The following is a 13,052-nucleotide window of genomic DNA, read 5'->3' as shown; positions in this document are numbered from 1 at the left end:
CATGATGATTCCGCGGCCCCGCGAGGTGGCCGTGCTCGGGGGAACCGTCACGCTCCACGACGGCCTCGTACGGCACGCGCCCGACGATCCCCGGCTGGGGGAGGAGGGGTATCGGATCGACGTCACCCCCGGCGGCGCCGAACTCGCCGCCGGGGGACCCGCCGGACGCTTCTACGGCCTGCGCACCCTGGCGGCGCTCGGCCCCGAGGCGCCGCAGGGCCGGATCACCGACCGGCCCGCGCACGCCTGGCGCGGGGTGATGCTCGACGTCGCCCGGCACTTCATGCCGAAGGACTTCGTGCTGCGGCTGATCGACCTGCTCGCGGCGCACCGGCTCAACCGGCTGCACCTGCACCTGACCGACGACCAGGGCTGGCGGCTGCAGATCAAGCGCTATCCCCGGCTCACGGAGGTCAGCGGGGAGCACTACACCCAGGAGGACATCCGGGAGATCGTGTCCTACGCCGCCGACCGGTTCGTCACGATCGTGCCCGAGATCGAGATGCCGGGGCACGCCCAGGCGGCCATCGCCGCCTATCCCTGGCTCGGCAACCAGCCGTCGCGCCGCGTGGCGGTGCGGGACTCGTGGGGCGTCAGCCCGCACGTGTTCAACCTGGAGGAGGCCGCCATCGGCTTCTGCCGGGACGTGCTCGACGAGGTCATGGACCTGTTCCCGGGCGAGTACGTCCACCTCGGCGGCGACGAGTGCCCGCCGGAGGAGTGGGAGCAGAGCGAGGCGGCGCTGCGGCGGATCGCCGAGCTCGGACTGACGGGCCCGGACGCGGCGCGGGCGTGGTTCACCGCCACCGTCGGCGCCCACGTGACCTCCCGCGGCCGGCGCCCGATCCACTGGTACGACGGGCCCGGAGGCGCTCCCGGCGTGACGGCGATGACGTGGCTCGACCACGAGAGCGGCCCGCGTGCGGCGCTCGAGGGGTTCGACGTCGTGCTTGCTCCGCACACCAGCACCTACTTCGACTATCCCGCCGACGCCCCGGGGCCGCACGGCCTGATGCTCTCCCTCGCCGACGTCTACGGGTTCACGCCGCCCCCGGCCCCGGAGGGGGCCACCGGCCGGATCCTCGGCGTGCAGTGCCAGCTCTGGACCGAGTACATGCCCACGCCCGAGCACGTCGAGGCGATGGCCTTCCCCCGGCTGTGCGCCTTCGCCGAGGTGGCGTGGGGCACGGCGGGGGACTACCGCGAGTTCCTCCACAGGCTCACCCCCCACCTGGAGTCCCTGGGCGTCCGGCCGGGGCCGGTCATCCCCTGACTCCGCAACCCACCCCCCACGAAAGGAAGTCCGCGGTGTCACGAAAGCTCTTATGGGGCGGCCTCGTGGCCGTCCTGCTGGCCGCCCTCGCGGTGGCCCTGCCGGCCGAGGCGGCCCAATCGCTGCGCCTGCGGTACAAGACCAGCGCCACCGGCGCCACCGCCGACCAGGTGGAGCCGTGGTTCGACCTGGTCAACAGCGGGACCACGGCGGTGCCGCTGAACACCGTGAAGATCCGCTACTACTTCGAAGCCGACTCGCCGGCGCAGCAGTACCGCTTCGCCTGCTCGTGGGCGGTCGTCTCCTGCTCGACCGTCACCGGCACCTTCCAGACGATCTCGGGCTCCGCTGCGGCCGACCGCTACCTGGAGGTCGGCTTCACCTCCGGCAGCCTGGCGGCCGGGGCCTCGACCGGTGACATGCAACTGCGCTTCTACCGGTCCGACTGGCAGACGATCCGGCAGAGCGACGACTACTCCTTCGGCCCCACGCGGACGACGTACGGCGACTGGGACAAGGTCGCCGTCTACCAGGGCGGCACGCTGGTCTGGGGCGTCCCGCCCGCGGGCGTGACCGATCCCTCGCCGTCCCCGTCGCCCTCCACCTCGCCTTCGCCGGGCGGTCCTGGCGGCGGCAGCGGGGTCGTCTTCGACGACTTCGCCTACACCTCCTCGTCCGACCCGCAGATCAGCGCGCACAACTGGACCGTGCGGACCAACAGCGGAGGCCCCGGCGTCCCCGGGGCGAGCTGGCCGGCGTCCAACGTCAGCTTCCCCGTCGTCAGCGGGAGCAACAAGGCGCTGCAGTTGCGGGCGGCCACCGACGGCACCGCCGGGGGCACCTCGCAGGCCGAGTTCCTGCACCAGCGCAAGTTCTTCGAGGGCACCTACGCCACGCGGGTGAAGTTCGCCGACGCCCCCGACAGCGGCCCAGACGGCGACAACATCGTGGAGACGTTCTTCACCATCACGCCCCTGGCGTACGACCTCGACCCGGACTACAGCGAGCAGGACTTCGAATACCTGCCGAACGGCGGCTGGGGCGCGCAGGGCCCGATCATGTACACGACCACCTGGGAGACCTACCGCAACGAGCCCTGGCTCGCGGTCAACACGCACACCGAGCGGACGGCGAGCTACGCCGGCTGGCACGACCTCGTGCTGCAGGTCTCCGGAGGCACGGTCCGTTACTACATCGACGGCACGCTGTTCGCCGAGCACGGCGGCGACTACTACCCCGAGACGCCGCAGTCGGTGAACTTCAACCTCTGGTTCATCAGCGGCGGGCTGCTGGGCAGCGCCACCCCCCGCGCCTACACCCAGCAGGTCGACTGGTTCTACTTCAGCAAGAACGAGGTCGTGGCTCCGGCCGAGATCACCTCCAGGGTGAACGCGTTCCGGAGCACGGGCACCACGTGGAAGGACACCGTGCCGATGCCGTAGCTCTCAGCCGATCCGGCCCGGGTCCCGGCGGGGCCCGGGCCCCGTCCTTGATTTCAGAAGGGCTCAGTGGTTGAGAAGGGTTCAGTCCAGCAGGTCGGGGTCGGAGGCGAGGATCTGGTCCAGCAGGGGCTGGAAGTTGACCCAGCCGACGACGTCGTTGCCGATCTGGCCGTGGGTGAGCTTGGCGTTCTCGTGCGAGATGGGCACCGTCGGCCCGGCGGCCTTGGCCACGAGCTGCGCCTGGCAGCTGCGCTCCATCGTGATGAACCACCAGGCCGCCGCCTCCACGCTGTCGCCCACGGTCAGCAGCCCGTGGTTGCGCAGGATCACCGCCTTGTGCGAGCCCAGCGCCTGCGCGATGCGGCGGCCCTCCTCGGTCTCCACGACCACCCCGGTGTAGTCGTCGAACAGGGCGTGGTCCTCGTAGAACGCGCACGCGTCCTGCGTCAGCGGCTCGAGCAGCGTGCCGAGCGCCGACAGGGCCTTGCCGTACACGGAGTGGGAGTGGGCGGCCGCGACCACGTCGGGCCTGGCCTGGTGGACCATCGAGTGGATGGCGAACGCCGCCTGGTTGACGTGGTAGCGACCCTCGACCACCTGGCCCTCGTGGTTGACCAGGATCAGGTCGCTGACCTTGATCTGCTTGAACGACATGCCGAACGGGTTCACCCAGAAGTGATCGGTGTGCTCCGGGTCCCGGGCCGTGATGTGGCCGGCCACCCCCTCCTCGAAGCCGAACCTCCCGAACAGGCGCAGCGCCGCCGCGAGCCGCTCCTTGCGGTGGCGTCGCTCCTCCTCCACGGTGTCGAACGTCGGCGGCAGCCGGAAGGCGAGCTGGTCGGCGGGCACGGGCTGCAGGTCGGACAGGCTCATCGCGGCTCCCAAGGCTCGTGAGGCGTACGCGTCCAGCGTGTCTCCGGCACCCGTCTCCTGTCCATGCCGAAACCGAATCCTCTTCGGGTTCCTCCGGTGGATTCGGCCCTGTCCCTTGGGGCAGTGAAGGTTGGGTCCAAATAGGGCAGTGGAGGCCTGCCGATTCCGCGTAAGGTGCATGCAGCGTGAGAGACGGGAGGTACCGATGCGGCTGGAGGCGGTCTTCTTCGACGTCGGAGAGACCCTGGTGGACGAGACCCGCGAGTACGGCACCTGGGCCGACTGGCTGGGCGTCCCGAGGCACACCTTCTCCGCCGTGTTCGGCGCCGTGATCGCGCGCGGCGGCGACTACCGGGACACCTTCCAGCACTTCCGGCCCGGTTTCGACCTCCATGAGGAGCGGGAGCGCCGGGCCAGGGAAGGCAGGCCCGAGACGTTCGGCGAGGAGAACCTCTACCCCGACGCCCGGCCCTGCCTGGCCGAGCTGCGGGACATGGGGCTGCGCGTCGGGCTCGCCGGCAACCAGACCGCCCGCGCGGAGACCATCCTGCGCGCCCTGGACCTGCCCGTGGACGTGATCGGCACCTCCGACGGCTGGGGTGTGGAGAAGCCGGACGTGTCCTTCTTCGACCGCGTGGTGGCGGAGGCCGGCTGCCCGGCGGAGTCCGTCCTCTACGTGGGCGACCGTCTCGACAACGACATCCGGCCCGCGCAGAAGGTGGGGTTGCGCACCGCCCTTGTCCGGCGGGGTCCGTGGGGTCACATCCTCCGCGACGAGCCGGCGGCCCGGGCGTGCCTGTTCCACGTCGACTCGCTGTCCGAACTGCCCGCCCTGATCCGCAAGCACAACGGCGACTGATCGCTCAACCCGCCTCGGTGAGGTCGATCGAGGCGGCCAGCTCCGCCGCCACGTCGAGCAGGTTCCGTACGGCCTGCCGGTCGCGCGCGGGATGCCAGGCCATGACGGTCTCGGCCCGTTCACCGGCGAGCGGCACGAAGACGACCCCGGTGCGCCGGAGGCTGTGCGCGGACCGGGCGAGCCGGGTGACGCCGACTCCGGCGGCGACCAGGCCGAGCAGGCTCGGCACGCCGTCGGCCCGCTGCACCACCCGCGGCTCGAAGCCCGCCGAACGGAAGTCCTCGTCGTACTTCCGGTGCCACGGCTCCCACGAGCCGCGCGGGGTGAGCACCCACGGCTCGCCGGCCAGATCGGCGAGCCGCAGCTCGGCCCGCCCGGCGAGCGGGTGGCCCGCCGGCAGGACCGCGCAGACGGGCTCGGCGACCAGCGTCGCGGTCACCAGGTCGCCGACCAGCGGCGGCCGGGTGAACGCCGCGTCGTACCGGTCCTCGCGCAGGCCCGCCACGAGGTCGGCGATGCCGACGGCCTCGGCGAGCAGCTCGACGTCCGGATACCGCTCCCGGAACGCGCGGACCACCGGCGGCATCATGTAGTTCGCGGTGGAGACGAGGAAGGCCACCCGAAGCCGGCCGATCTCGCCGCGCACCGCCTTCCTGGCGATCTCCAGGGCCGCGTCCGCGCGAGTCAGGGCGGCCCGCGCCTCGGGCAGGAACACGCGGCCGACCTCGGTCAGGCGCGTGCCCCGGGTGTCGCGGTCGAACAGCCGTGCGCCGAGGGCGTGTTCGAGCGCCGCGATCTGCTGCGACAGCGACTGCTGGGCGATGTGCAGCTTCCGCGCGGCCACGGTGAAGCTCAGATGCTCGGCCACGGCGACGAAGTACCGCAGATGACGCAGCTCGGGGGTCACAGGCTCTGACTGTAACCGCTGCAGGGAACGTGTGTTGGCCGCGCGGGGCTCGCTCCGGGGAGAGTGGTCGCACTGATCACGAGAACGAGGAGCGGGACCATGACCGGACGGGTGTGGTTGATCACCGGATGCTCTGCGGGCTTCGGCCGGGAGCTGGCCGAGGCCGCCCTGGCCGCCGGTGACCGGGTGATGGCGACGGCGCGACGCCCCGAGATGTTGGCGGACCTGGCGGAAACGGGCGGCGACCGCGTGCGCGTCGCACGGCTGGACGTCACCGACACCGCGTCGATCGACGCCGCGGTGGCCGAGACCCTGTCGGCCTTCGGCCGGATCGACGTCGTGGTGAACAACGCCGGCCACGGGTCGGTGGGGGCCGTCGAAGAGCTCGACATGGCCGACCTGCGCGCGCTGATGGAGGTCATGTTCTTCGGGGCGGTGGCCGTGACCAAGGCCGTCCTGCCGCATCTGCGCCGGCAGGGGAGCGGGACGATCGTGCAGATGAGCTCGATGGGCGGGCAGCTGAGCATGCCGGGCTTCGGCGCCTACTGCGCCGCCAAGTTCGCCCTGGAGGGAGTGTCGGAGGCGCTCGCCGCCGAGGTCGCGCCCTTCGGCGTACGGGTGCTGATCGTGGAGCCGGGCGCGTTCCGCACCGAGTTCGGCGGCCACCGCATGCACCGCTCGGAACCCATCGACGCCTACCGGGTGTCCACCGGCGGGACCCGGGCGTCGGTGGACGAGATGGACGGCACTCAGCCGGGGGACCCGGCCAAGGCCGCGCAGGCGATCCTCCAGGTCCTCGACCACGACGCGCCTCCGCTGCGGCTCGCCCTGGGCGACGACGCGGTGGACGCCATCCGCGCCCACCACGAGACGCTCCGCGCCGACCTGGACGGCTGGGAGAAGCTCAGCCGGGCGACGAGCCTCTGAAGTCGCCGGGGTGACGGCCGGGGCCGAGGACGACGCGGAGGCGGGCGTCACCGGAGATCATGCGCTGGTAGGCCTCGGGCGCCTCGCTCAGCGAGAACACCTCGCAGGCAGGAACCGCGGTGGTGTCATGGCCGGTGGCCACGGCGGCGACCGCGACGAAGTACCGCTACTGGCGCAGCTCCACGCTCGCCATGCCAGGGCGGCGAGAGGCCGCGCCTACCAGCCCCGACCATCCGGGCGGGTGTCAGAGACCGACGGCCGCCTCGGCACGGGCACCGAGCAGCGCCAGGCAGTTGGCCCACAGGGGGCCGATAAGCGCTGCCTCCGTCGGTCCGACGACGGGTGCTCGACGATTCCGCCGCCGTGCGCGGCCGTCACATCGTGAGCTCGGGGTGACGTGAACGGCCGAGGTCGGTCAGCCGCTCGTCCAGCGCCCGCGTCTGCCCCGCGGGCGGCAGGGCCTTCAGCACGCCGCGTACGCGGTCGTGCCCGATCGCGTACCACTGGTCCTCCAGTGCGTCGACCGCCTGCCTGAGGTGTTCGGTGGCCTGGTCGCCGTCGGTGGGGGCGTGGGCGGCCGCGAGGTCGGCGAGCAACACCGAGCGCTGCTTGCCGCCGTTCGGGCCCAGGTCGTCGAGCGCCTTGCGCAGCCGGCGGGCCGCCTCCTCGTGGTTGCCCGCCGTCAGCGCGCTGTAGCCGGCGAAGCCGTCGAGCCTGGCCCGCTCGAAGAAGTCCAGCCAGGGCGGGTCGTCGCCGCCCGCGTCCACCATGTGGTCGGCGCGGTCGATGTGGCGCATGCACTCCTTGGGCTCGCCGCAGCGGGCCGAGATCTCCGACGCCACGCAGTGGAGCCACGCCCTGGTCAGCGGGCCGACGCCGTGCCAGGCGTGCGCGAACGCCGCGTCCAGCAGGCCCAGGGCGTCCGTACGGTTGCCCTCGAACCCCGGCACGAACGCCGCGTGGGCGAGCACGGCGGCGGCGAGCGGGTGGTCGCCGCACTCCCGGGTGGCCGACAGGGCCATGCGGTACAGCCGCGCCGCGGTGGGGCCGTCGTCCAGGTCGAAGAAGGCGACCCTGCCCGACAACAGGGCCGAGCGCGCGGCCGCCTCGGCCAGCGCCTGCCGGACCGGTCCCTCCGGCGCCCCCCGCAGCAGGCTCATGCCGAGCCGCGTGTGCGCGACCGACGCCTGGAAGATGTCGTCCGGCGGCGAGGTCCAGTAGAGGGCCGCCTGCTTGTCGACGACCCGGGCGAACGCCTCGGCCGACTCGGCGTCGACCCCGCGCCCGCGTTCCACCGGCGCGGGAAGCCGCTCGCCGCCCTCGCCGAGGAGCGGGGCGAGCACGCCCGCGCCGAGAAGCCCCCGCAGGAACGTGGAGCGATCGATGCCGTCTGCGACGATCATGCTCAGCAGCCTCCGTATCTCGTCCACCACCTCCGTGACCGGCCGCATGGCCATCTCGTCGGGGGTGAGCAGTCCCAGCTCGCTCGCGGGCTTGTCGAAAATCGTCACGATGTGCTTGCGGTAGCGCGGATCCGGCCACCGCTCCCCGGTCTCCCAGCGCCGCACCGTGTTGGCCGTCAGGCCGGTGTCCTTCTCGTCGCACGACCGCATGGACGTACGGATGCGCTCGCACAGCTCCTCGTAGGACCACCCGCGCTGCAGGCGTTCCCACGCGAGCCGGCGGTTCGGCGGATGGCGGTGGTTGGCCGGCATGTCGCACCCCTCCTCGCACGACCGCAAGCACGCTGTGTCAGCGTGACACGCTGACACTACGGGAGATTCCGTGTTCGCGCGGCTACTGGCTGTGATTGGACGTCCCCTGGCTGATACTCCAACCGCTTCAAAAGCGCTTAGCTTGGCCCACTTCCGCGAGCAGCCGTTGGAGATGGGTGACATGACCACGTTGGAGGACATCGCACGGGTCCATACCGGCTGGATCATCTGGCGGTCGGACGTCGGCCGCTGGTGGGCGACCAGGCGCGGGCCGGTGGACCTCGACGCGATCCGCATGGGATGCGCGATGACGCTCGACGCCGACGACCCCGAGGCCCTCGCCGCCGCCTTGGCCGCCCAGGCCGAGTTGACCGCCACGTTCGCCGCCGACCCCGCCGCCACCGGGTGACCGGGGGCCGCCGGTGCGGTCAGCGGCCGTGCCGGAGACGGTCCCTGATGTAGTCGACGACGTGAACCGCGCAGGCGCCGTTGTTGGCGTCTGCGCGATCGGTGACAGTGAACTCGGCCGGGGACGGGCAGCCCATCCGCCTATGCCCTCCGCTGCTCAGACGAGATCGGGCCGAAGGACCTCCGTCTGGAGGACTCGCTCGATCTCCTTCTCGTCCGCATTGTGTCCCGTCTGCCGCCGCAGCTCCTTCCGTACGGCGTCGAGGATCACCGGCGTGAGGAGAACTCGTACGAGGGACTTCGGGGCCGTCGCCGCGCGGGCCTTCCACAGGTCGTCTATCAGCCGGCGCTTGAACGCCTCCTTGCTGAGGTAGAAGAGCGCGTCGGCCTTCCCGGTCAGCCCGCCTTCGTCCAGGAGATCGACCTCCAGGGCCAGGTCGACGACGACGGGGAGGCCGCCGGTGAGGTGGTAGACCTGCCACACCTGCCCGTTGGTCAGCACCATCCATTCGACGCCCTCGTTCACCGCGTACATCTGCACCTGTCGCAGGTGTTTGACGCCCAGTTTCTGCGTGCACCGCTTGACCTCGATGAACGCGGCCAGCTGCTTGTCCACGCGGATGCCGTAGTCGGCGAATTCCCCTTTGACCTGATATTCGGTCGTGAGGTCTTCGTATTTGTCGTATCCCAGTCCTTCGCAGAGGAAATCGGTGACGAGCAGCCGGGTGTCGCCCTCGTTGGCGTCGCGGGCGATGAGGTCGCTGAGCGGCTTGCCGCATCGGCGGATCGCCGTACGAATCCGATTGCGCGCCTCGGATTCCCATTTGGGCATGGTCCGGGGCGTGGCGGACGCCTTCCGGGCCCCGCGTATGTCGCCCTCGTGCCTGGTGGCGACTGCGTCGGGTGTGACAAGGGCCTCGGACGTCTGATCGCTCATCGGGTGCACCTTCTCCTCGCTGCGGTTCGGGCCATTTCGTGGTCACGGGTTGTAACGGTGTTGGACGCGTTTCCGCTCCCGAATGGTTACCACTGTAAATATCTGTTCAGCAACAAATGGCGATGCCGACGTTTATGGCCAAATGGCGTTTTATCGAGAAATGTCTCTCGGTCCGAGGCGTTGCGCCCCGTCGGGTGGCGCCGCCCGCGTGCGCCGGTCTTCACGCAGGGGCTTCCCGCTTCGGGTGCGTCTCGCTATAGTGCAGATTGCAATATAGCGATGGGGGAGTGATGGCGCGGGGACGAGCGGACAGGGACCTGGTCGGGCTCACGGTGCTCGCCCTGCTGTCCGTACGGCCCGCGCACCCCTATGAGCTGCACCGATTCGTCATCGACACGCACAAGGACTACATCGGCGGCCTGCCGCGCAGCCTCTACCACGCGGTCGACCGGCTGGCCCGCGAGGAGCTCATCGCCCCCGTGGAGACCAGCAGGGAGGGCCGCCGGCCGGAGCGTACGGTCTACCGGGTGACCGAGGAGGGGCGGGCGGAGCTGAGCACCCGGCTGCGCCGTCTCCTGGAACAGCCGGACGGCGACACCAAGGTCTTCCTGGCCGCGGTGTCGCTGATCGGATGCCTTCCGGTTCCCGAGGCGGAGCGGGCGCTGAGCACCCGTGCCGCCACGCTGGAGGGCGCGATCGTCTCCGCCGACGCGCACATCGCGGCGCTCACCGGCTCAGGCCTGCCGCGGGTGCTGGTCCTCGAAGTGGAGTACGACCGGGCGATGAAGGCCGCCGAGCTGGAGTGGGTCCGCGCGACCCTCGCCGAGATCCGGTCCGGCCAGGTCTCCTGGAGCGCCGATACGAACATCGGACAGCTCGACCGACAGTGACGCGCCGGCCGGATGCGCCAACATCCGGCCGGCGCCGGACCCGACCACCGCGAAGCGGCCGATCAGGACTCGCACCCCAGAGGATAGGCGGCTTCGCGGTCACCCGAGAGGAGCCGTAACCATGTCCGACGACATCCACCGCCTACTCGACGCGCTGACCGCGGCCTGGAACGACGGAGACGCCGCCGCCTTCGCCGGGCTGTTCACCGAGGACGCCGACTACGTGACGTTCTTCGGCCTCCACATGGAGGGCCGCCGGGCCATCGAGGACAGCCATCGGGCGCTGTTCGAGGGCCCGATGAGGGGATCCCGCCTGGGCGGACCCGCCGCCGCTCCGCCGCTGCGGAAGATCCGCTTCCTGAGCCCGGACGTGGCGCTGGTCGTGACCACCGGGGGGTCGGCCCTGCCGGACGGCGCGGCCGACCCGGGCCGCGACTCGATCATGATGTTCACTGCCGTCAGGGAGGCCGACGGCTGGCGCTTCGCGTCGTTCCACAACACGCGGATCGGCACGCCGTGACGTCCGCCGGAACCCTCCTCTGCGAGGTGCGCGGCGTCGTCGAGGCGCCGGTCGAGCGTGTGGCCGGTCTGCTCCTGCGCGTACGGCCGGGGCCGGTGGGGCGCGACAACTGCTTCCCGTTCGCCGACCACGGCGGAACGCTCACGGGCGGGCCGGACCGCTTCGTCCTGGCCGCGCCCGGTCACGCGATGACGGTCGAGGTGGGCCCGGACCTGCTGGCCGCGCAGGGCGGCTGGTGGTGGCGGGGCGAGTACCGCCTCGCGCCCGACTCCGCCGGCACGCTGCTGGTCCACCAGGTCCGCAACGTGGCCGAGAGCCTGCGCTGGGGAGTGCCCCTCGTCAACGGGTTCTTCCGGCAGCTCGGTCCGCGAACGCGCGACGGCTTCGCCGTGCTGCTCGACCGGGTGGGCGCCGAACTGGGCTGCCCGGTCCGCCTGCTGGACAAGCGGTGAAGAGGTCCCGGAGTGGATGTGCCCGCGCTCCGTGCGCGAAGTGACGTCCGTCACATCGCGTGATGTCACGTCTGAGCGATCAGCGGTGTCCTGAGGGCATGACCGAACACAACTCGCTCCACAAGGTCGTGGTCATCGGTGGCGGTTACGCCGGAACGCTCGCGGCCAATCGCCTGCGGGGGCGCGATGACGTCGACGTCACCCTGGTCAACCCCCGCCCGGAGTTCGTGGAACGCATCCGGCTGCACCAGTACGTGGCCGGTACCGGCGACGCCACGATCGACTACGGCACGCTGCTCGGCGAGGGCATCCGCTTGGTCGTCGACAAGGTCACGCGCGTCGACAGCGCCGCGCGCAGGGTACGGCTGGCGTCGGGTCCTACCTTGGACTACGACTACGTCGTCTACGCGGTCGGCAGCACGGCGGCGACACCCTCATCGGTGCCCGGCGCGGCCGAATTCGCGTTCGACATCGCCGAGTTGGAATCCGCGCGGCGGCTGCGCGCCAGGCTGGAGGAGTCGCCCCTCGATGCTCCGGTCACCGTGGTCGGCTGCGCACCGACGCGCTCGGCCGGCTGCTCACCGACGAGACGTCGACCAGCGTCGAAGACGATCGCATCGTCGCGGCCGGCGACGCCGCCGCGCCGTCGGGTCAACCGCTGCGGATGAGCGGCTACGCCGCAGGGCCGCTCGGGGCACGGGCCGCCGACACCGTGCTGAGCCGGATCGCGGGGACCGAACCGGCGGTAATCGACCTGGCCTTCACGGGAGCGTGCGTCAGCCTCGGCCAGCGCGCGGGGATCCGGCAGCTGGCCCGCAAGGACGACACCGCGGTGAACGTCTTCATCGGCGGCCGCATGGGCGCGGTGATCAAGGAGGTGACCTGCAAGTTCGTGGTGGCGAAGCGGATCCGCCTCGAGGCGCGCAAGCCGGGTTCCATGACCTGGCCCAAGGGCGGCCCGCGTTCTGAGCGGCCGGCCTCCGCCGCGCGGGTGGTCACCTCCCCGTGAGCACCGACGAGCATGCCGAGCGGTTCACCCTGTTGCGGCCGCTGCTGTTCACGATCGTCTACGAGATCCTCGGCTCGGTGACCGAATCCGACGACGTGCTGCAGAACAGCTATCTGCGGTGGGCCGAAGTGGACCTCGCGACGGTGCGGGACACCAAGTCCTATCTGGCACAGCTGGTGACCCGGCAGGCGCTCAACGCGGTGCGGACGAGCACGCGCCGTCGCGAGGACTACATCGGCTCGTGGCTGCCCGAGCCGCTGCTGCTCGACGAGAACGACGCGTCGACCGATGTGCTGCTCGCCGAGTCGGTGTCGATGGCGATGCTCGTGCTGCTCGAAACACTCACCCCCGATTGGCGCTTCGAGCCCGCCGACGCCGCCACGACCGCGCGGATCACCGAGCGGTTCATGACCGCGGCGTCCACCGGCGACCTGGAAGGGCTGCTGTCGCTACTCGCGCCGGACGTCACCTGGACCGCCGACAGCGGCGGCAAGACCACCGCAGCGCGCCGGCCGGTGGTGGGTGCGGAGAAGGTGGCCGCGGTTCTCATGAACCTGTTCCGCCAGGAGCGGCTGGCGGGGCTGCGGATCGAGAGGGTCAACTGCAACAACACCCCCGCGATGGTCCTCAGCGGCGAGCGCCTGGAAGGGGTCTTCCTGATCGAGATCGCCGATGGGAAGATCACCAACTTCTACGCCATCCGCAACCCGGACAAACTTCTCGCGGTGGCGGTCCCGCGTCAGATCAGCCGCTAGGAGCAGGCGGCAAGCAGGTCGCCATCGCGCATGACCGTCACAAGCGGGCCGGGGCCGGCGGCCCACGTCGATGTGGTGACGCGGC

16 protein-coding genes are annotated in these 13,052 nt (G+C 71.1%); 11 read left to right on the top strand and 5 right to left on the bottom strand.

Annotated features, from left to right (window positions below; translation table 11 throughout):
* Window position 1: 1 nt before the first annotated feature.
* Both FLW16_RS05045 and FLW16_RS05040 read left to right on the top strand, forming a co-directional pair.
* Complete coding sequence (locus tag FLW16_RS05045; protein ID WP_142558048.1) at window positions 2-1,273, top strand: beta-N-acetylhexosaminidase; 1,272 nt, start codon at window positions 2-4, stop codon at window positions 1,271-1,273.
* 35 nt (window positions 1,274-1,308) lie between these two features.
* The gene (locus FLW16_RS05040) at window positions 1,309-2,715 is read left to right on the top strand and encodes a cellulose binding domain-containing protein (protein WP_142558047.1); all 1,407 of its coding nucleotides are present in this window, start codon (window positions 1,309-1,311) and stop codon (window positions 2,713-2,715) included.
* 81 nt (window positions 2,716-2,796) lie between these two features.
* Here the strand turns inward: FLW16_RS05040 and FLW16_RS05035 are convergent, their stop codons facing one another.
* Window positions 2,797-3,588: a class II aldolase/adducin family protein gene (locus FLW16_RS05035; protein WP_142558045.1), complete on the bottom strand. Its 792-nt coding sequence runs from the start codon at window positions 3,586-3,588 to the stop codon at window positions 2,797-2,799.
* Between the two features lie 205 nt (window positions 3,589-3,793).
* Between FLW16_RS05035 and FLW16_RS05030 the strand changes: the two genes are divergently transcribed.
* Complete coding sequence (locus FLW16_RS05030; RefSeq protein ID WP_142558246.1) at window positions 3,794-4,447, top strand: HAD family hydrolase; 654 nt, start codon at window positions 3,794-3,796, stop codon at window positions 4,445-4,447.
* Between the two features lie 4 nt (window positions 4,448-4,451).
* On the opposite strand, the gene FLW16_RS05025 is transcribed toward FLW16_RS05030, so the two are convergent.
* Complete coding sequence (locus FLW16_RS05025; protein ID WP_142558043.1) at window positions 4,452-5,354, bottom strand: LysR substrate-binding domain-containing protein; 903 nt, start codon at window positions 5,352-5,354, stop codon at window positions 4,452-4,454.
* Between the two features lie 99 nt (window positions 5,355-5,453).
* On the opposite strand from FLW16_RS05025, the gene FLW16_RS05020 reads away from it, so the two are divergent.
* Complete coding sequence (locus tag FLW16_RS05020; protein WP_142558041.1) at window positions 5,454-6,281, top strand: oxidoreductase; 828 nt, start codon at window positions 5,454-5,456, stop codon at window positions 6,279-6,281.
* On the opposite strand, the gene FLW16_RS43420 is transcribed toward FLW16_RS05020, so the two are convergent.
* Both FLW16_RS43420 and FLW16_RS05015 read right to left on the bottom strand, forming a co-directional pair.
* On the bottom strand, window positions 6,259-6,423 hold the full coding sequence (locus FLW16_RS43420; RefSeq protein ID WP_185949255.1) for a hypothetical protein: 165 nt from the start codon (window positions 6,421-6,423) through the stop codon (window positions 6,259-6,261). The genes FLW16_RS05020 and FLW16_RS43420 overlap by 23 nt on opposite strands.
* 232 nt (window positions 6,424-6,655) lie before the next feature.
* On the bottom strand, window positions 6,656-7,996 hold the full coding sequence (locus tag FLW16_RS05015; RefSeq protein ID WP_142558039.1) for a helix-turn-helix transcriptional regulator: 1,341 nt from the start codon (window positions 7,994-7,996) through the stop codon (window positions 6,656-6,658).
* 181 nt (window positions 7,997-8,177) lie between these two features.
* Here FLW16_RS05015 and FLW16_RS05010 point away from each other — a divergent pair, with 181 nt between their 5' ends.
* The gene (locus tag FLW16_RS05010; protein ID WP_142558037.1) at window positions 8,178-8,405 is read left to right on the top strand and encodes a hypothetical protein; all 228 of its coding nucleotides are present in this window, start codon (window positions 8,178-8,180) and stop codon (window positions 8,403-8,405) included.
* Window positions 8,406-8,561: 156 nt separating this feature from the next.
* On the opposite strand, the gene FLW16_RS05005 is transcribed toward FLW16_RS05010, so the two are convergent.
* Window positions 8,562-9,341, bottom strand: a complete 780-nt coding sequence (locus FLW16_RS05005) for a type I restriction enzyme HsdR N-terminal domain-containing protein (protein ID WP_142558035.1) — start codon at window positions 9,339-9,341, stop codon at window positions 8,562-8,564.
* 290 nt (window positions 9,342-9,631) lie between these two features.
* Between FLW16_RS05005 and FLW16_RS05000 the strand changes: the two genes are divergently transcribed.
* The 6 genes from FLW16_RS05000 to FLW16_RS04980 all read left to right on the top strand — a co-directional run bounded on the left by FLW16_RS05000 (window position 9,632) and on the right by FLW16_RS04980 (window position 12,967).
* On the top strand, window positions 9,632-10,231 hold the full coding sequence (locus FLW16_RS05000; RefSeq protein WP_142558033.1) for a PadR family transcriptional regulator: 600 nt from the start codon (window positions 9,632-9,634) through the stop codon (window positions 10,229-10,231).
* A 121-nt stretch (window positions 10,232-10,352) separates the two neighbouring features.
* Window positions 10,353-10,751: an SgcJ/EcaC family oxidoreductase gene (locus FLW16_RS04995; protein WP_142558031.1), complete on the top strand. Its 399-nt coding sequence runs from the start codon at window positions 10,353-10,355 to the stop codon at window positions 10,749-10,751.
* A complete protein-coding gene (locus FLW16_RS04990; protein ID WP_142558029.1) occupies window positions 10,748-11,203 on the top strand; it encodes a hypothetical protein in 456 nt (151 codons plus the stop codon). Before FLW16_RS04995 ends, FLW16_RS04990 begins: the two co-directional genes overlap by 4 nt.
* A gap of 98 nt (window positions 11,204-11,301) precedes the next feature.
* Entirely contained in the window at window positions 11,302-11,871 is a 570-nt protein-coding gene (locus FLW16_RS44975) for an FAD-dependent oxidoreductase (RefSeq protein WP_260614902.1), read from the top strand.
* Window positions 11,868-12,212: a hypothetical protein gene (locus FLW16_RS44970; protein WP_260614901.1), complete on the top strand. Its 345-nt coding sequence runs from the start codon at window positions 11,868-11,870 to the stop codon at window positions 12,210-12,212. Before FLW16_RS44975 ends, FLW16_RS44970 begins: the two co-directional genes overlap by 4 nt.
* Window positions 12,209-12,967, top strand: coding sequence for a nuclear transport factor 2 family protein (locus FLW16_RS04980; protein ID WP_142558027.1), 759 nt, complete (start codon window positions 12,209-12,211; stop codon window positions 12,965-12,967). The genes FLW16_RS44970 and FLW16_RS04980 overlap by 4 nt, the downstream gene beginning before the upstream one ends.
* Window positions 12,968-13,052: the final 85 nt, after the last annotated feature.

It is taken from the genome of Microbispora sp. KK1-11 (assembly GCF_006874435.1).
In the GTDB taxonomy this organism is placed as follows: Bacteria; Actinomycetota; Actinomycetes; order Streptosporangiales; family Streptosporangiaceae; genus Microbispora; species Microbispora catharanthi.
This window is presented reverse-complemented; position numbering and strand designations above follow the sequence as displayed.

What these genes read in the sequence shown, in the direction of transcription:
- FLW16_RS05045 (WP_142558048.1), top strand. Translation starts at nt 2, where the DNA reads ATGATGATTCCGCGGCCCCGCGAGGTGGCCGTGCTCGGGGGAACCGTC.
- FLW16_RS05035 (WP_142558045.1), bottom strand. Translation starts at nt 3,588, where the DNA reads ATGAGCCTGTCCGACCTGCAGCCCGTGCCCGCCGACCAGCTCGCCTTC.
- FLW16_RS05030 (WP_142558246.1), top strand. Translation starts at nt 3,794, where the DNA reads ATGCGGCTGGAGGCGGTCTTCTTCGACGTCGGAGAGACCCTGGTGGAC.
- FLW16_RS05020 (WP_142558041.1), top strand. Translation starts at nt 5,454, where the DNA reads ATGACCGGACGGGTGTGGTTGATCACCGGATGCTCTGCGGGCTTCGGC.
- FLW16_RS05015 (WP_142558039.1), bottom strand. Translation starts at nt 7,996, where the DNA reads ATGCCGGCCAACCACCGCCATCCGCCGAACCGCCGGCTCGCGTGGGAA.
- FLW16_RS05010 (WP_142558037.1), top strand. Translation starts at nt 8,178, where the DNA reads ATGACCACGTTGGAGGACATCGCACGGGTCCATACCGGCTGGATCATC.
- FLW16_RS05005 (WP_142558035.1), bottom strand. Translation starts at nt 9,341, where the DNA reads ATGAGCGATCAGACGTCCGAGGCCCTTGTCACACCCGACGCAGTCGCC.
- FLW16_RS05000 (WP_142558033.1), top strand. Translation starts at nt 9,632, where the DNA reads ATGGCGCGGGGACGAGCGGACAGGGACCTGGTCGGGCTCACGGTGCTC.
- FLW16_RS04995 (WP_142558031.1), top strand. Translation starts at nt 10,353, where the DNA reads ATGTCCGACGACATCCACCGCCTACTCGACGCGCTGACCGCGGCCTGG.
- FLW16_RS44975 (WP_260614902.1), top strand. Translation starts at nt 11,302, where the DNA reads ATGACCGAACACAACTCGCTCCACAAGGTCGTGGTCATCGGTGGCGGT.
- FLW16_RS44970 (WP_260614901.1), top strand. Translation starts at nt 11,868, where the DNA reads ATGAGCGGCTACGCCGCAGGGCCGCTCGGGGCACGGGCCGCCGACACC.